Genomic DNA, 15,211 nt, shown 5'->3' on the forward strand with positions numbered 1-15,211 from the left:
TACCGTCGAGTCAGAACGCGGATTTGATCAGATCTCTTCGTTTGTGAATGCGTCCCGGAACCGGCGCAGTGCGAGCTCGCTATCGCTTTGTGCAAAGGCTTCGAGACCGACAGTGCCGGAATAGCCGATTCTGCGGAGCGCCGCGGCGATCGCCGGATAATTGATCTCCCCCGTGCCCGGCTCGCAGCGCCCGGGCACGTCGGCGACCTGGATCTCACCGATATACGGGAGCGTCTTCTCGAGCAGGGAGATGAGATTCCCCTCGCCGATCTGCGCGTGGTACAGGTCCAGCATCATCCGCAGATTCGGATGATCGACGGCTTTCACCAAGGCAAAGGTGTCCGCGGCTTTGGCGAAAGGCACGCCCGGATGATCGACCTCGGTGTTGAGATTCTCGAGCACGAACATCACGTCGTGCTGAGCGGCGAGTTCGGCCAGCCCCGTCAGGGTCTTGGCTGCTGTCAGCCACATCTCCCCGCTCACCCCGTACTGCGGTACGCGGGGCAGGCCGCCTTCGCCCAGTTCGGTGCCGTGCAGGTTGAGCCGCGGGCAGTTCAGGGTCTTCGCGACCTCGATCGATTGCTCGGCTGTCTTCAGCAGTTCGTCCTGGTCGAACGTGAGAGAACCGCGGACGTACCCCGTCATCGAGGAAAAGGTGGCTCCGGTGCTGACCAGCGCGTCGATGTCCTTGGTCGTGTGATCCCAGATCTCCACGTCGAAACCCAGCTCGTGAATGCGCTCGACGCGCTCCAGCAGAGGTTTGTCGGTGAACACCATCTCCGAGCAGACGGCGAGCCTCATGCCGCGGCGCCCAGCTTGACCGGCCGGCCTTCCTCGTGGGACTTCATCGCGGCCAGCGCGACTTCGAGGGCCCGGCGGGCGTCCTCACCGGTGACGGGCGGGGCCCCCTTGGTACGAACGGCCTCCGCGAAGTCCTGCAGTTCCTGGGTGTAGGCGTCGACGAACATCTCCTCGTCACTTCGCAACGTGTGCTGACGGATGCCGTTCTCGCCGTAGTGGAGCATCGGGCTGTTCGCGTGCCGCCCGGCGGTGACCATGCCCTTCGAGCCGAACACCTCGCCGCGGACGTCGTACCCGTAGAGCGCGGAGAAATTGGCCTCGGCAGTGGCGATCGCGCCGTTGTCGAAGGTGATCATCACGGCGGCGGTATCGATCAGACCGCTGTCCTTGTACTCCGGGGCGACCAGCGCGTCCGCCTTCGTGTAGACCTCGATCGGCTCGGCTCCCGGGTTCAGCCAGAGCAGCGTGTCGAAGTCGTGGATCAGGGTCTCGCGGAAGATCGTCCAGGGCTTCACGTTCGCGGCGTTGCTGAGTCCGCCCGGCCAGCCCGGATCGCGGGTGAGCGAGCGCATCAGCTGCGGCGTACCGATCTCGCCTTCGACGACCGCCTTGCGTGCCGCCGCGAAGTCCGCGGCGAACCTTCTGTTGAAGCCGACCTGGAACGGCACCCCCGCCTGCCGGGTCGCCTCGATCGCGCGGTCCATCTCCTCCAGCGTCAGCGAGGCGGGCTTCTCGCACCAGACCGCCTTGCCCGCTTCAGCCGCCCGCACGATCAGCTCGCTGTGCACCGCCGCGATCGAGGTGATCAGCACCGCGTCGATGTCCGGGTCCTTCAGCACGTCGTCGATGTCACCCGTTGCCCTGGCACCGTACTTCGTGGCGAGCCGCTGGGCCGCCTCCTCCACCGGGTCCACGACCGCCGCCAGTTCGGCGCCGGCGACCCGGCGCGCGACATTGCCCGCATGCATCGTGCCGATCCGCCCGGCGCCGATCAACGCCGTACGAATCACCTGCAACCCGTGGTCTGTCCGCATGGCCGCCCGCCTCCCGTGAATTACTAGAGCGCTCTAGTCATCGGCTAGCGAACACTGCTTTGATAGGGCTCGTCAAGTGTCGAGCCGAAGGAGTCCTCGGGATGAGCCGCCCGACCATGGAGGACGTCGCCGCCCGTGCCGGTGTCTCCCGAGCCCTCGTCTCCATCGTCTACCGCGATGCCCCCGGCGCCAGCGAGGCGACCCGGGCCCGGGTACTGGAGGCCGGCGCCGCCCTCGGCTATCGCCCGGACCACCGCGCCAGGTTGCTCGGCCGGACGCGCACCCGCCTGCTCGGCGTCACCTTCGACGTACAGGCTCCTTTCCAAGGCGATCTGGTCGAGGCTCTGTACGCGGCGGCCGAGTCCTCCGGTTACGACCTCGCTCTCAATGCGGTCGCCCGGACCCGTAGTGAGGCTCGGGCGATCCAGTCGTTGCTGGACTACCGCTGCGAAGCCCTGATCCTGTTGGGCCCGCAACTCTCCGCGTCCGCATTGGCAGACCTCGCCACGAATCAACCCGTTGTCGTCGTCGCCCGGAAGGTCAAGGCCGCCGGCGTAGACGTAGTACGGACCGACGACCTCGACGGGTCCCGCCAGGCCGTCCGGCACCTGATCGACCTCGGGCATCGCAACATCCTCCACGTGGACGGCGGCAAAGCGCCGGGAGCCACGGAACGACGTACCGGCTATCGCAACACCATGCGCCGCGCCGGTCTGACCCCGGTCGTCCTCCCCGGCGGCCCCACCGAGAACCACGGCGTCAACGCCGCACAGACCTTCCTCAAAGACCCCGGCGAGATCACCGCAGCAACCATCTTCAACGACCGAGCGGCCGTGGGTTTCCTCAACACCGTCCGGGATTCCGGCCTCCGCGTCCCCGACGACCTCTCCGTCATCGGCTACGACAACACCACCCTCGCCACCCTCACCCACATCGACCTCACCACCATCGCCCAACCGACGCCGGCGCTCGCCAAACTGGCCGTAGAACGGGCAACGGTCAGACTCACCACCAAAACCCCACCCAGCGAAGAAGTAGTAGCCCCCCACCTAATCCCCCGCAGCACCACCTCACCCCGAACTTGAGCCCAGGCCCGTCTACGTCACGAGTCGTCAGGTGGAGATGGGAGTTCGGTTGGGGAGGTTGTGGGGGGTGATCGGATGGATGTTGGAAGGGAGCGAGTGGGGGGCGTTGGGGAGGAGGTGGTGGGACTGGAGGAGGGCTTGGCAGGCTCGGCGGAGGTCGGTGGGGAGGTCGTGGTGGAGGACGAGGGTCAGGGCGCCGGTGCGGAGTAGCGCGTGGTTGTCGGGGTCCAGGTCGTGGGCGATAAAGCAGCGGTAGGGGCGGTTGAGAGAAGTGAACGCCTCGACGATGGCTCGGTTGCCGCCGCCGATGGAGTAGACGGCGTTGAGGGTGGAGTCAGCGGAGAGGGCTGCCAGGGCCAGTCCGTGCATGGTGGTGTCGAGGCCGTCGGTGTTGTTGAGCTCCACCAGGGATCGTTGCGGGGCGAGGCGGCGGAGCGTCGTACGGAAGCCCATTTCTCGTTCTTCTTCGCCGCGGAAGGTGTCGCGGCTGAGGGTGACCAGGATGTTGCCGGGGGCATCGCCCAGCCACTGGGAGATGAAGTACGCCGCGGTTGCGCCCGCTGCCCGGTTGTCGATGCCGACGTAGGCGGCTCGGCGGCTGGTGGGGAGGTCGGTCACCAGGGTGACGACGGGGATGCCGGCGGCAACGAGGAGGTCGACGGCTTCGACCACCTCGGGCTCGGCGGGAGCCTTGAGGATGACGCCCTGGGAGCCGCGGCGGCGTACGCGATCCAGGGTCTCGACCATCGCTGGAGCTGACGCGGTCTCGTCGAGGGCGAAGCGGGCGCGGATGACGGCGGGGCGGAGGCCGGGCAACTCGCCCTCCAGAGCGGAACGGACAGCGCCGGAGAAGCGGGCAGGGGCCTGCATGACGAGGTCGATGACGAAGGTGCGGCCGCCGAGGCGGACCTGGGACTGTTGCCGGTCGAGGTCGCGGATCGCCTGCTCGACCTGGCGCTGGGCGCGGAAGCTCACGCCGGCCCGGCCGTTCAGCACCCGGTCGACCGTCGTCTCGCTCAGCCCGGCCTGTACTGCGATGTCCCGCACCCGGTAGGCACGTCCCACGCGGCAACCTCCCAAAGACGGGTTTTTGGCGGATTCCAGGTGTACCAATCCCACCAGCGAACCACCAGGCTGAATCCAACGAGAGGAGCCACCGATGACCTGGCTGAACCCCGAGGATGCTCGCCTGGAAGACCTGCTGAAGGTGCTCGAGGACCGCACCGACCCGGCCGACTATCCGTTCGCGGAGGAGATCGTGCAGGAGGTCCCGCTGTACGACGCCGCTCGGTTGCGGAAGGAGGATCCGCTGGAGGTGCAGGCGGAGCTGGCCCGCGCGTTCAGTGAGGGGCCCGGCATCGTGGTACTGAAGGGGGCCTTCGGCAAGGACGTGGTCGATGCCACCAGCGCCGAGTTCCACCGGATGATCGACGACCAGCACCGGGCGGGCACCGCCGCGGGTGACCACTTCGCCAAGCCTGGTGCGAACGACCGAGTCTGGAATGCCCTGGAGAAGCTCGCGATCCGGGCGCCCGAGGTGTTCGCCGCCTACTACGCCAACGATCTGCTGGCTCTGACGGCGAAGGCATGGCTCGGACCGGCGTACCAGGTGACTTCGCAGGTGAACGTGGTGAATCCAGGAGGTGAAGGTCAGACCGTACATCGCGACTACCACCTCGGATTCCAGTCGAACGAGGTCGCCGCTGCCTACCCTGCTCATGTGCACAAGCTGTCCAGCGTGCTGACGTTGCAAGGAGCCGTCGCACACTGTGACATGCCCGTCGAGAGCGGTCCGACGCTCTACCTGCCGCACTCGCACAAGTACGAGCTCGGCTACCTGGCCTGGCGCAGGCCGGAGTTCGGCGAGCACTTCGTCGCGCATCACGTTCAGTTGCCGTTGGCCACGGGTGACGCGGTGTTCTTCAACCCCGCGCTCTTCCACGCGGCAGGCAGCAACCACTCGACCGACATCAAGCGGATGGCGAACCTGCTGCAGATCTCGTCCGCCTTCGGCCGGGCGATGGAGAGCGTCGACCGGGTCCGGATGGCGGTCACCCTCTATCCCGTACTGCGGACGCTGCGGCAGGATGACGCCTTCGATCTGGACAACGTCATCGCCGCGAGCGCAGAGGGCTACGCTTTCCCGACAAACCTGGACCGGGACCAGCCGATCGGCGGACTCGCTCCACCGACCCAGGCCGACCTGGTCCGGCAGGCCCTCGCCGAGGACTGGCCGGACGATCGTCTGCGGCAGGCCCTCGACGAGCACGCCGTACGCCGCCGTACGGATGACATCTGAGCAAGGGAGAAGGCATGGAACCGCTTCGCATCGGCATTCTCGGCGCGGCCCGGATCGCGGGCAAGGCGATCGTCGAACCGGCCCGCCTGACCGGCGCCCGGCTGGTCGCGGTCGCCGCCCGGGACGCCGAACGGGCTCAGGCGTTCGCCGCCGAGCACGGTGTCGAGCGGGTCCATGCCGGCTACGACGACGTGATCAACGATCCCGACGTCGAGGTGATCTACAACCCGCTCGCCAACGGGCTGCACGGGCCTTGGAACCTGAAGGCCATTGCCGCGGGCAAGCACGTGCTGACCGAGAAGCCGTCGGCCAGCAACGCCGCCGAGGCCGCGCAGGTCCGCGATGCCGCGCGCGAGCAGGGCGTCGTCCTGATGGAGGGCTTCCACTACGTCTTCCACCCGGTGACGCGACGGCTGCACGAGCTGCTCAGCAAGGGCGAGCTCGGCGAGCTGCAGCACGTCGAGACGACGATGGTGATGCCGCCGCCGGCCGACGACGACCCGCGCTGGTCCCTGTCGCTCGCCGGTGGCGCAGTGATGGACGTCGGGTGTTATGCCCTGCACGCGCAGCGGATGCTGGCTCCCTGGGGTGGCGGACTGCCGACCGTGGCGACCGCCCGGGCCGGTGAGCGCAAGCGTCTTCCTGGTGTCGACGAGTGGCTCAACGCCGACCTGGTCTTCCCCAACGGCGCGACCGGCGCGGTGCGGACGAGCATGGCCGCCGAGCAGGTCGACTTCAGCTGCCGCGTCATCGGCACCCGGGGTGAGGCCTTCGCGCCCTCCTTCGTACTGCCGCACCTGGACGACCGGATCACGGTGACGACGAAGGAGGACACCTGGGTCGAGCACCTGGGCCGCAAGTCCTCGTACACCTACCAGCTCGAGGCCTTCGCCGCTCACCTGCGCGAGGGCACCCCGCTCCCGATCGACGCCGACGACGCGGTCGCCACGATGGAACTCATCGACGCCTGCTACCGCGCGGCCGGCCTCCAGCCCCGCCCCGTCTCCACCATCTAGGCGGTACTGCGCCGCGCTCCCTGACTCTTACTGCGCTGCGCTACCGCGGCTGACCGCCCGGCCTCCGAGGAGTGCCGGGCGGTCGCGCGCGCTGTCGCAGTACTTGGTGGGAGACGTCGGGAGCACGGCTCTTCTCCGCGACGGAGGCTGCAGGCTCCGGGTTGTGAATCAGGTTGCCTGAAGTTGCCACAGATGACACCTTGACGCGCACTTATGCGCAGTGGCTAACTGGTCTGCACCCGCCCTGCCTTGAGGAGACTCGATGCGCTTCCGCCCGCACCCCCTCCTGTCCACCGTCGGCGCGATCGCGCTGGCCGTACCTCTGGCGTTGATCCCGCCGGGAGCGGCGGCCGCCGATTCCCCACCGAGCGAGGCGTCCCCGGTGTCACCCGAACCGCAGCAGCAGACCCAGCGCCACGATGGTTTCCCGATCACCCCGGTGGTCGGGTTGGTCCGGGGCAAGGACTCGGACGCCGACTCTGAGCGGGTACTGCGGCAGGTGCTCCAACGCGCCGGCGTGAAGACAGTGCGAACCACCGACGGCAGTGACCCGGGCACGCCGACCACCTTCTGGCTCGGCCAGGGCGACGCTGCTCTGGCTCAACTGCACGTCAACGGCACTGCGGGCCTCGCGGCGGAGGGCTATGTGCTCGCCGCCGGGCTGGACCAGAAGGGCCGCGGCCACGTGGTCCTGGACGGCGTCGACACCGACGGCACGTTCTACGCGGCGCAGTCGTTGGCCCAGTTGGTGCAGGCGCGGCCTGGCACAGACTGGATGCCTGGCGTGGCGATCAGAGACTGGCCGACGATGCGGTACCGCGGCTCGATCGAGGGGTTCTACGGCACGCCGTGGTCCCACTCGGACCGGCTCGACCACCTCGACTACCTCGGCGCGCACCGGATGAACACCTACGAGTACGCGCCGAAGGACGACCCGTACCACCGCGAGACGTGGCGCGAGCCGTACCCCGCCGACAAGCTGGCCCAGCTCGGCGAACTGGTGACCCGGGCCCGTCAGAACAAGGTGGACTTCACCTTCGCGCTCTCCCCCGGACTCGACATCTGCTACACCTCGGAGGCGGACTTCCAGGCGCTGGTGGCGAAGTTCGATTCGCTCTACGCCCTTGGCGGCCGGTCGTTCAACGTGCCGCTCGACGACATCGACTACAACGTCTGGCACTGTGACGCCGACCGGGCGAAGTACGGGACCGGAGGTGGTGCGGCCGGCCGGGCCCAGAGTGACCTGCTGAACCGGGTGCAGCGCGAGTGGGTGGAGACCAAGCCCGACGTGGCACCCCTGCAGATGGTGCCCACGGAGTACTACAACGTCACCGAAACGCCGTACAAGAAGGCGTTGCGGGACTTGCTGGACCCGGACGTGGTGGTGCACTGGACCGGCATCGGGGTGGTGCCGCAGACCATCACCGCCGCCCAGGCAGCGCAGGCGAAGGCGGTGTTCGGGCACGACATCCTGATCTGGGACAACTACCCGGTCAACGACTACGCGGCCGGGCGGTTGCTGCTCGCCGACTACAGCGGTCGCGAGCCGGGCATCGCCGATCACGTCGTCGGGGTGATCTCGAACCCGATGAACCAGGCGGCGGTCAGCAAGGTGGCGCTGTACTCGTTCGGCGAGCTGGGCTGGAACCCGGCCAGCTACAACGAGCACGCCTCCTGGTTGCGGGCACTCGACGAGCGTGCCGGTGGCGACGCTGCCACTGCTCGGGCTCTGCGGGTGTTCGCCGATCTGAACACGTACGACGGCACGCTGCACTCCGAGAGCGCGCCGGAGCTCGGAGCGGCGATCGACACGTTCTGGAAGACCTGGCGCGCCGGTGATCGGTCTGGCGCAGTGAAGAAGCTTCAGCCGCAAGTGAACGCGGTGGCGGCCGCGCCGGCCGTGATCCGTGCCGGAGTAGTCGATCCAGCGTTCTCCGACGAGGCAGAGTCGTGGCTGAAGGCAACGGAGCTGTGGGGACAGGCGATGCAGCGGGCGCTGGTCCTGCTGGCCGCCCTTGACGCCGGCAACGGCGCGACGGCCTGGACCGAGCGACAGCAGATCACCACGCTGATCAACCAGGCGAAGGCGATCCGGGACAGCCGGGCACCTCACAACGGAACCTACCCGCGGATCGGCGAGCGGGTGGTCGACGAACTGCTGGCCGAGGTCGGCCGAGTGCACGACCGCTGGCTCGGCGTCGTACCGGGCCGGACTGCCACGACGTCGCTCGGCACCTACCAGGACAACGTCCCGGCACGGATGGTCGACGGCGACCCGAACACCTTCTACTGGAGCAACGGCAGCCCCGGGCCGGGCGCCGAAGTACGGGTGGACCTTGGCGACAGCACCGAGATCAGCGACATCGCAGTACTGATGGGCAAGTCGAGCAGCCCGAATGACTACATCCACTCCGGAGCGCTGGAGTACTCCGTAGACGGGACGCAGTGGACGGAACTGGCGCGCGGGACGACCGCAGAGGTCCGCGCTACCGCACCCGCCGGAACGAAGGCCCGGTATGTCCGCTATCGCGCGCTCACCACGAGCGACTTCTGGCTCGTCGTCCGGGAGTTCTCCGTCCAGACTGTCGGCAGCGACAAGACCACGCTGACCGTCACCGGCTCGCCTACGCCGGCCACGGACTCGTCGTACCAGCGAGCGGCCGATGGCAACGTCGAGTCGGCGTACGTCGCTTCGGGTGCTCCGGCGCAGGGTGACGCCCTGGTCGCGACCTTGTCGGCGCCTCGCAGGCTCGCCTCGCTGACGGTGCTCCAGCAGGCCGGTGGCGTCGGGGAGGCGCAGGTCGAGGTCCGGGTCGGCGGCGAGTGGCGCTCGGTCGGATCTGTGGGCGCCGCCTATGCCGAGCTCGACACCAAGGATCTCCTCGCCGAGGCGATCCGCCTGGTGTGGAACGACGGAAGTCCTGCTCCGCAGGTAGCGGAACTCGTACCGCGCTGGGCCGATACGCCGTTGGTGACGATGAGCATCGATCCGGCTCAGGCCGATGTCGTGCGCGGCCAGGCGTCGACCATCACCGTCAACCTCTCGCCCGCCGGGGCTGAAGACCTCACCGGCACTCTCGCAATCACTTCACCCGCGGGCTGGACCGTGACGCCGTCGAGCACCCCGATCACGGTGACCCGCGGCTTCACCCGGTCGGTCGCCGTGAAGGTGACGCCACCGGCCGACGCGGCGTTGAGCACAGTCACTCTTCCGGTGACCTTCAACGCCGGCGGCGAGACGTTCACCGCCACTGCTGCTCTCTCGGTCCGGCCGAAGACCTCCACGATCAATGCCGCGCTCGATCGACCTGTGACCGCCTCAGGCGTCGAGCCCGGCACGTCGTACACGCCTGAGTTCGCTGTGGACGGCGACCCCGCCACCCGCTGGGCCTCCGGGTACGCCGACGCGTCCTGGCTGCAGGTGGACCTCGGTGCAGCGACGGCGCTCGGCAAGGTCGTGCTCCGCTGGGAAGCGGCGTACGGGAAGGCCTACCAGGTCCAGGTATCCGACGACGGCAACACCTGGACCACGGCCGCGGAGGTCGCGGACAGCGACGGTGGCGTCGACACCGTCTGGCTCGACGCCACCGGCCGCTTCCTCCGCCTCCAGGGCGTCAAGCGAGCCACCACCTACGGCTACTCCCTCTACGAGCTGGAGGCCTACCCGACCATCCAGTGATCAGTCGTGGGTGGGGAAGCCCAGGTTCAGCCCGCCGTGGGACGGGTCGAGCCAGCGGGAGGTGATCACCTTGCCGCGGGTGAAGAAGTGGACGCCCTCGGCGCCGTGCGCATGCGTGTCACCGAAGAGCGAGTTCTTCCAGCCGCCGAAGGAGTAGTAGGCCATCGGCACCGGGATCGGGACGTTGACGCCGACCATGCCGACCTCCACCTCCGTCTGGTACCGGCGGGCGGCGCCACCGTCGTTGGTGAAGATCGCCGTGCCGTTGCCGTAGGGGTTGGAGTTCACCAGGTCGAGCGCCGCGTCGTACGACGGGACGCGCACTACCGAGAGCACCGGGCCGAAGATCTCGTCGGTGTAGATCGACATGTCCGGGGTGACCTTGTCGAACAGCGTGGGGCCGAGCCAGAAGCCGTTGTCACCGCCGTCGAACGGACCTTCGCGACCGTCGACCGCCAGTTCGGCGCCTTCGGTCACCCCGGCCTCGACGTACCCGACGACCTTGTCGCGGTGGGGGCCGGTGACGAGCGGGCCCATGTCGCAGCCGCGGGTGCCGTCGCCGGTCTTCAGCGTCGCCATCCTGGTCCGGATCTTCCCGATCAGGTCGTCCGCGACGGGCTCGACCGCGATCAGCGCGGAGATCGCCATGCACCGCTCACCCGCCGAGCCGAAGCCTGCGTTGACCGCGGCGTCCGCGGCGAGATCGAGGTCCGCGTCGGGGAGCACCACCATGTGGTTCTTCGCACCGCCGAGCGCCTGCACTCGCTTGCCGTGCGCAGTACCGGTCTCGTAGACGTAGCGGGCGATCGGGGTCGAGCCGACGAACGAGACGGCCTTGATGTCCGGGTGCTCGAGCAGCCGGTCGACGGCCTCCTTGTCACCGTGCACGACGTTCATCACGCCGTCGGGCAGTCCGGCCTCCTTCCAGAGCGAGGCCACCGCGTTCACCGCCGACGGGTCCTTCTCGGACGGCTTGATCACCACGCTGTTGCCACAGGCCACCGCGATCGGGACGAACCACAGCGGCACCATCGCCGGGAAGTTGAACGGCGAGATCACCGCGACCGCGCCGAGCGGCTGGCGGATCGAGTACACGTCGACGTTGGTGGAGACGTTCTCGCTGAAGCCGCCCTTCATCAGGTGCGGGATGCCGCAGGCGAACTCCACCACCTCGAGGCCGCGGGTCACCTCGCCGAGGGCGTCCGACAACACCTTGCCGTGCTCGGCGGTGATCAGTGCGGCGATCTCCTCCTTGCGCTCGTTCAGCAGCTGGCGGAAGGCGAACAGCACCTGCGCACGCTTGGTGAGCGAGGTCCGGCCCCACGCCTTGGAGGCATCGTGGGCGACCTTCACCACCTCGTCGACAGTCGCCGCCGAGGCCAGGTCCAGCTCTCCGGTGACCTCGCCGGTGGCGGGGTTGTAGACCTTGCTGGTGCGCTCGGAGACGCCCGTCCAGGGGGTCCCGCCGATCAGATGGGTGATTCGCTCAGTACTCACAGCTGCATCCCTTGCTTCATCAGTAAGTCGGTGATCTTCTCCCGCATGAACCTGCTCGAGTCCCGGGCACGGTCCTCCCAGGCGAAGACGCAGGCGGTGACGGTGCCGTCGAACCCGACCGAGGCCAGGCTCGCGAACAACTCGTCGAAGTCGACCTCGCCCTGGCCGATGTCCAGGTGCTGATGCACCCGGACGGTCGAGCCGGGCGGGTTGACGATGTAGCGCAGACCGGACGACCCGGTGTGGTCGAACGAGTCGGCGACATGGACGTTGGTCAGCAGGTCACCCGCATACCCGATGATCCCCGCGGCGTCGTTGCCCATGTGGAACGTGTGCGGTGCGCAGTACATGAAGCTCACCAGTGGACTGTTGATACCGCGGATCAGGTCGATCGCGGCGCGGCCGCCCTCCTCGAAGTCGTCGGGGTGCGGCTCGAGGACGAGCCGGACCCCCTCCGCCTCGAAGACCGGCAGCAGTTCCTCCATCGACCGCCAGAACTGCGACTCGCTCCTGGCCGCCTGCTCGGGCCGGCCGTTGAACTCGGAGTTCATGACGTCCACGCCGAGCTCGGCGGTGATCCGGATCGCGCGCTTCCAGTACCGGACCGCGGCCTGACGCTCGTCCTCGTCGGGTCCCGACCACTTGTACAGCGGGAGCACCGACGAGACCCCGACCCCGGTCGCCTCCAGCTCGGCCTTGAACGCCGCCACCCTTGCGTCGTCCACCCGTGGGTGATTGAAGAAGGGCAAGAAGTCATCCCGTGGCGAAAGCTCCAGCCACTGGTAGCCCAGGTCGGCCACCAGGCCGGGGAGCTCCAGCAGCGGCACCTGCCGGAACATGTAGGGGTCGAGGCTGAGCTTCACCCGAGCACCTCGCTACGGCTCACCATCTCGACCTCCATCGGGCGCCCCTCCTGCAAGGACTGCACGCCAGCCGTGCAGACCGCGGCGGCCGCGTACCCGTCCCAGGCCGTCGGGCCATCGATCTCGCCCCTCGCCGCGGCGTTCACCCAGCGCTGGACCTCGATGTCGTACGCCAGCCCGAAGCGGACCCGGAAGTCGTCCGGCACCGCACCACCCCAGTGTCCGGCCGTCCTGGTCAGCACGTCGACCCCGAGGCCGATCGTCGCGCTCCCCCGCTCGGCCACCGCTTCGCAGCGCACCTCGTAGCCGACCTGGAAGTTGACGAACACCTCCACGTCGGCCAGCGCCCCGCTCGCCATCTCGAACACCGCGAGCTGCGGGTCGAGCACGCCTTCCCCGACCAGGCTGGTCGGCTTCGGCGTGTACACGGTGATCCGGGTGATCTCGTCGCCGAACAACCACCGCGCCACGTCGACCTCGTGCACGAGCGAATCGCGCACGATCATCTCGCTGCGGAACGTCTCGGGGACCGTCTTGTTCCGGTGCACGTTGTGCAGCAGCAGCGTCCGGCCGAGGTCACCGGAGTCGAGCAGCCGCTTCAGCGCGGCGTACTCCGGGTCGAAGCGGCGCATGAACCCGACCTGGATCAACTGCCTGCCGATCTTGTGCTCGGCTTCCACCACCCGCAAGGACGACTCGGCGTCCATCGTGAGCGGCTTCTCGCAGAGCACTGGCTTTCCGTGCTCCAGGCACGCCATCAGCTGGTCGGCGTGGGCGAAGCCGGGGGACGCGATGATCACCGCGTCCACCTCGGCGTCGCCGATCAGGGCCAGCGGCTCCTCGATCACTCGGACGCCTTCCAGCGCCGCGGCCAGCGAGGTCGCCCGGGCGGTGTCCGGGTCGGACACCGCCACCAGCCGGGCGCCCGAGATCCTCCGCGCGACCCGCTCGGCATGATCGGCGCCCATCATTCCGACGCCGATGATGCCGATGTTCAGCTCCGTCATCCCGCCCCCTTGTCCAGTGGAGATTCGACCGCGACCTGTCCGTTGCCCTCGACCCGCTCGACGACCAGCTCGGGGTCGACGCCGCGCAGCTCGTGGCTGAGCGCCTCGAGCTCGGACCCACCGGCCATCTCGTTGGTCAGCTGCTCCAGGCTGATGTCGGCCCGATGGGTGTCGAGCGAGACCCGGCCCAGCTTCAGCACCACGAAGTGGTTGCCGACCAGGTAGGCGTGGTGCGGGTTGTGGGTGATGAAGACGACTCCCAGGCCGGCGTCACGGGCCTTGACGATGTACTTCAGCACCACGCCGGACTGCTTCACGCCGAGCGCGGCGGTCGGCTCGTCCAGGATCAGCACCTTGGCGCCGAAGTAGATCGCCCTGGCGATCGCGATGCACTGGCGCTGACCGCCGGACAGCATTCCGACCGGCTGCTCCAGGTTGGGGATCGAGATCCCCATCTTGGTCAGCTCCTCGTGGGCGATCCGCTTCATCTTGGTGGCGTCCATCGTGCCGAGCGCCTTGGTGATCTCGTTGCCGAGGAAGAAGTTCCGCCAGACCGACATCAGCGGGGCCAGCGCCAGGTCCTGGTAGACCGTCGCGATCCCGCTGTCGAGCGACTCGCGCGGCGAGCTGAACCGGCGCTCCTCGCCGTTCACCGACAACACACCGTCGGTGTGCTCGTGCAAGCCGGCGATGATCTTGATCAACGTCGACTTGCCCGCGCCGTTGTCGCCGAGCACACAGGTGATCTCACCCTGCCGGACGGCCAGGGTGACACCACGCAACGCGTGCACGTTGCCGTAGCTCTTGCCCACGTCGTCCAGATGGACGATCGGCGAGGTCGGGCTGGTGGTGGCCTCTTGCGCGAACCCTGTAGTGGTACTCATCTCAGATCCGCCCTCTTCTTCACGGCGAGGTTGACGATGGTTGCCAGCAGCAACATGACGCCCAGGAACGCCTTGAACCAGTCGGCGTTCCAGCCGGCGTAGACGACGCCGAGCTGGGTCATCCCGAAGATCAGCGCGCCGATCGCCGAACCCACCACCGAGCCGTAGCCACCGGTCAGCAGGCAGCCGCCGACCACCGCCGCGATGATGTAGATGAACTCCTTGCCGACACCCTCACCGGACTGCACGACAGCCTGGTTGAAGAGCAGGTGCATGCCGGAGAACCAGGCGAAGACCCCGACCGTGATGAACAGGCCGATCTTGACCCGCTTCACCGGTACGCCGACCGCCCGGGCGGCTGCCGCGTCACCGCCGACGGCGAAGATCCAGTTGCCGACCTTCGTCTTCAGCAGCACCCAGGTCCCGATCGCGACGAATACGATCCACCAGACGACCAGGATCTTCACGTTGAGCGGGCCCAGCTTGAACTCCGAGGCGAACACCGCCTGGGCTGAGGAGAACCCGTCCATGTCGCTGATCGAGTTCGACGAGACCGTGCCGGACAGCACCCGGGTGACACCCAGGTTGAGGCCCTGCAGGATGAAGAAGGTGCCGAGCGTGACCAGGAAGCTCGGCAGCCCCGTGCGCATCAGAAGCCAGCCGTTGAACGCACCGATACCGATCATGACGACCAGCGACACTCCGACGCCGACCCACACGTTGGTGCTGAACTGGTAGGAGAACAATCCTGCGGTCAGACCCGCCGTCGTCACCGCGACACCGGCCGAGAGGTCGAACTCACCGCCGATCATCAGCAGTGCCACCGGCACGGCCATCACGCCGATCAGCGCGGACTGGTAGAGGATCGTGCCGGTGGTGGCGAGCTCGCGGAACGGCGGCGCGACGATCAGGAAGAACACCAGCACCACCACGGCGCCGACCAGCGACCCGACTTCGGGACGGCTCAGCAGCCGCGCGCCCAGGGACCGGGTCGAGACCCGGTCGTCGACCGTCGGCGGCACCGTCAGTGTGGAAGCCATGACGAT

At 68.0% G+C, this 15,211-nt stretch carries 12 protein-coding genes; 4 read left to right on the plus strand and 8 right to left on the minus strand.

What is annotated here, in order from left to right:
- Positions 1-27 precede the first annotated feature (27 nt).
- Complete coding sequence (locus ACFPJ1_RS01130) at positions 28-801, minus strand: TIM barrel protein (protein WP_380100834.1); 774 nt, start codon at positions 799-801, stop codon at positions 28-30.
- Complete coding sequence (locus ACFPJ1_RS01135) at positions 798-1,835, minus strand: Gfo/Idh/MocA family oxidoreductase (protein ID WP_380100836.1); 1,038 nt, start codon at positions 1,833-1,835, stop codon at positions 798-800. Before ACFPJ1_RS01135 ends, ACFPJ1_RS01130 begins: the two co-directional genes overlap by 4 nt.
- 101 nt (positions 1,836-1,936) lie before the next feature.
- On the opposite strand from ACFPJ1_RS01135, the gene ACFPJ1_RS01140 reads away from it, so the two are divergent.
- Complete coding sequence (locus ACFPJ1_RS01140) at positions 1,937-2,920, plus strand: LacI family DNA-binding transcriptional regulator (protein WP_380100838.1); 984 nt, start codon at positions 1,937-1,939, stop codon at positions 2,918-2,920.
- A 27-nt stretch (positions 2,921-2,947) separates the two neighbouring features.
- On the opposite strand, the gene ACFPJ1_RS01145 is transcribed toward ACFPJ1_RS01140, so the two are convergent.
- Positions 2,948-3,985: a LacI family DNA-binding transcriptional regulator gene (locus tag ACFPJ1_RS01145; RefSeq protein WP_380100840.1), complete on the minus strand. Its 1,038-nt coding sequence runs from the start codon at positions 3,983-3,985 to the stop codon at positions 2,948-2,950.
- A gap of 94 nt (positions 3,986-4,079) precedes the next feature.
- On the opposite strand from ACFPJ1_RS01145, the gene ACFPJ1_RS01150 reads away from it, so the two are divergent.
- The 3 genes from ACFPJ1_RS01150 (at position 4,080) to ACFPJ1_RS01160 (ending at position 9,914) form a co-directional block, all read left to right on the plus strand.
- Complete coding sequence (locus ACFPJ1_RS01150; RefSeq protein ID WP_380100842.1) at positions 4,080-5,219, plus strand: phytanoyl-CoA dioxygenase family protein; 1,140 nt, start codon at positions 4,080-4,082, stop codon at positions 5,217-5,219.
- 14 nt (positions 5,220-5,233) lie between these two features.
- Positions 5,234-6,235, plus strand: coding sequence for a Gfo/Idh/MocA family protein (locus ACFPJ1_RS01155; RefSeq protein WP_380100843.1), 1,002 nt, complete (start codon positions 5,234-5,236; stop codon positions 6,233-6,235).
- Between the two features lie 262 nt (positions 6,236-6,497).
- The gene (locus tag ACFPJ1_RS01160; protein ID WP_380100845.1) at positions 6,498-9,914 is read left to right on the plus strand and encodes a beta-N-acetylglucosaminidase domain-containing protein; all 3,417 of its coding nucleotides are present in this window, start codon (positions 6,498-6,500) and stop codon (positions 9,912-9,914) included.
- Here the strand turns inward: ACFPJ1_RS01160 and ACFPJ1_RS01165 are convergent, their stop codons facing one another.
- Genes ACFPJ1_RS01165 through ACFPJ1_RS01185 form a run of 5 tightly spaced genes read right to left on the minus strand, consistent with a single transcriptional unit; the run spans position 9,915 to position 15,205 of the window.
- On the minus strand, positions 9,915-11,411 hold the full coding sequence (locus ACFPJ1_RS01165; RefSeq protein WP_380100847.1) for a CoA-acylating methylmalonate-semialdehyde dehydrogenase: 1,497 nt from the start codon (positions 11,409-11,411) through the stop codon (positions 9,915-9,917).
- A complete protein-coding gene (locus ACFPJ1_RS01170) occupies positions 11,408-12,274 on the minus strand; it encodes a sugar phosphate isomerase/epimerase family protein (RefSeq protein WP_380100849.1) in 867 nt (288 codons plus the stop codon). The genes ACFPJ1_RS01165 and ACFPJ1_RS01170 overlap by 4 nt, the downstream gene beginning before the upstream one ends.
- Positions 12,271-13,281, minus strand: coding sequence for a Gfo/Idh/MocA family protein (locus tag ACFPJ1_RS01175; protein ID WP_380100851.1), 1,011 nt, complete (start codon positions 13,279-13,281; stop codon positions 12,271-12,273). Before ACFPJ1_RS01175 ends, ACFPJ1_RS01170 begins: the two co-directional genes overlap by 4 nt.
- A complete protein-coding gene (locus ACFPJ1_RS01180) occupies positions 13,278-14,165 on the minus strand; it encodes an ATP-binding cassette domain-containing protein (RefSeq protein ID WP_380100853.1) in 888 nt (295 codons plus the stop codon). Before ACFPJ1_RS01180 ends, ACFPJ1_RS01175 begins: the two co-directional genes overlap by 4 nt.
- Entirely contained in the window at positions 14,162-15,205 is a 1,044-nt protein-coding gene (locus tag ACFPJ1_RS01185; RefSeq protein ID WP_380100854.1) for an ABC transporter permease, read from the minus strand. Before ACFPJ1_RS01185 ends, ACFPJ1_RS01180 begins: the two co-directional genes overlap by 4 nt.
- Positions 15,206-15,211: the final 6 nt, after the last annotated feature.

The organism is Kribbella qitaiheensis (assembly GCF_042657745.1).
Taxonomy (GTDB): Bacteria; Actinomycetota; Actinomycetes; order Propionibacteriales; family Kribbellaceae; genus Kribbella; species Kribbella qitaiheensis.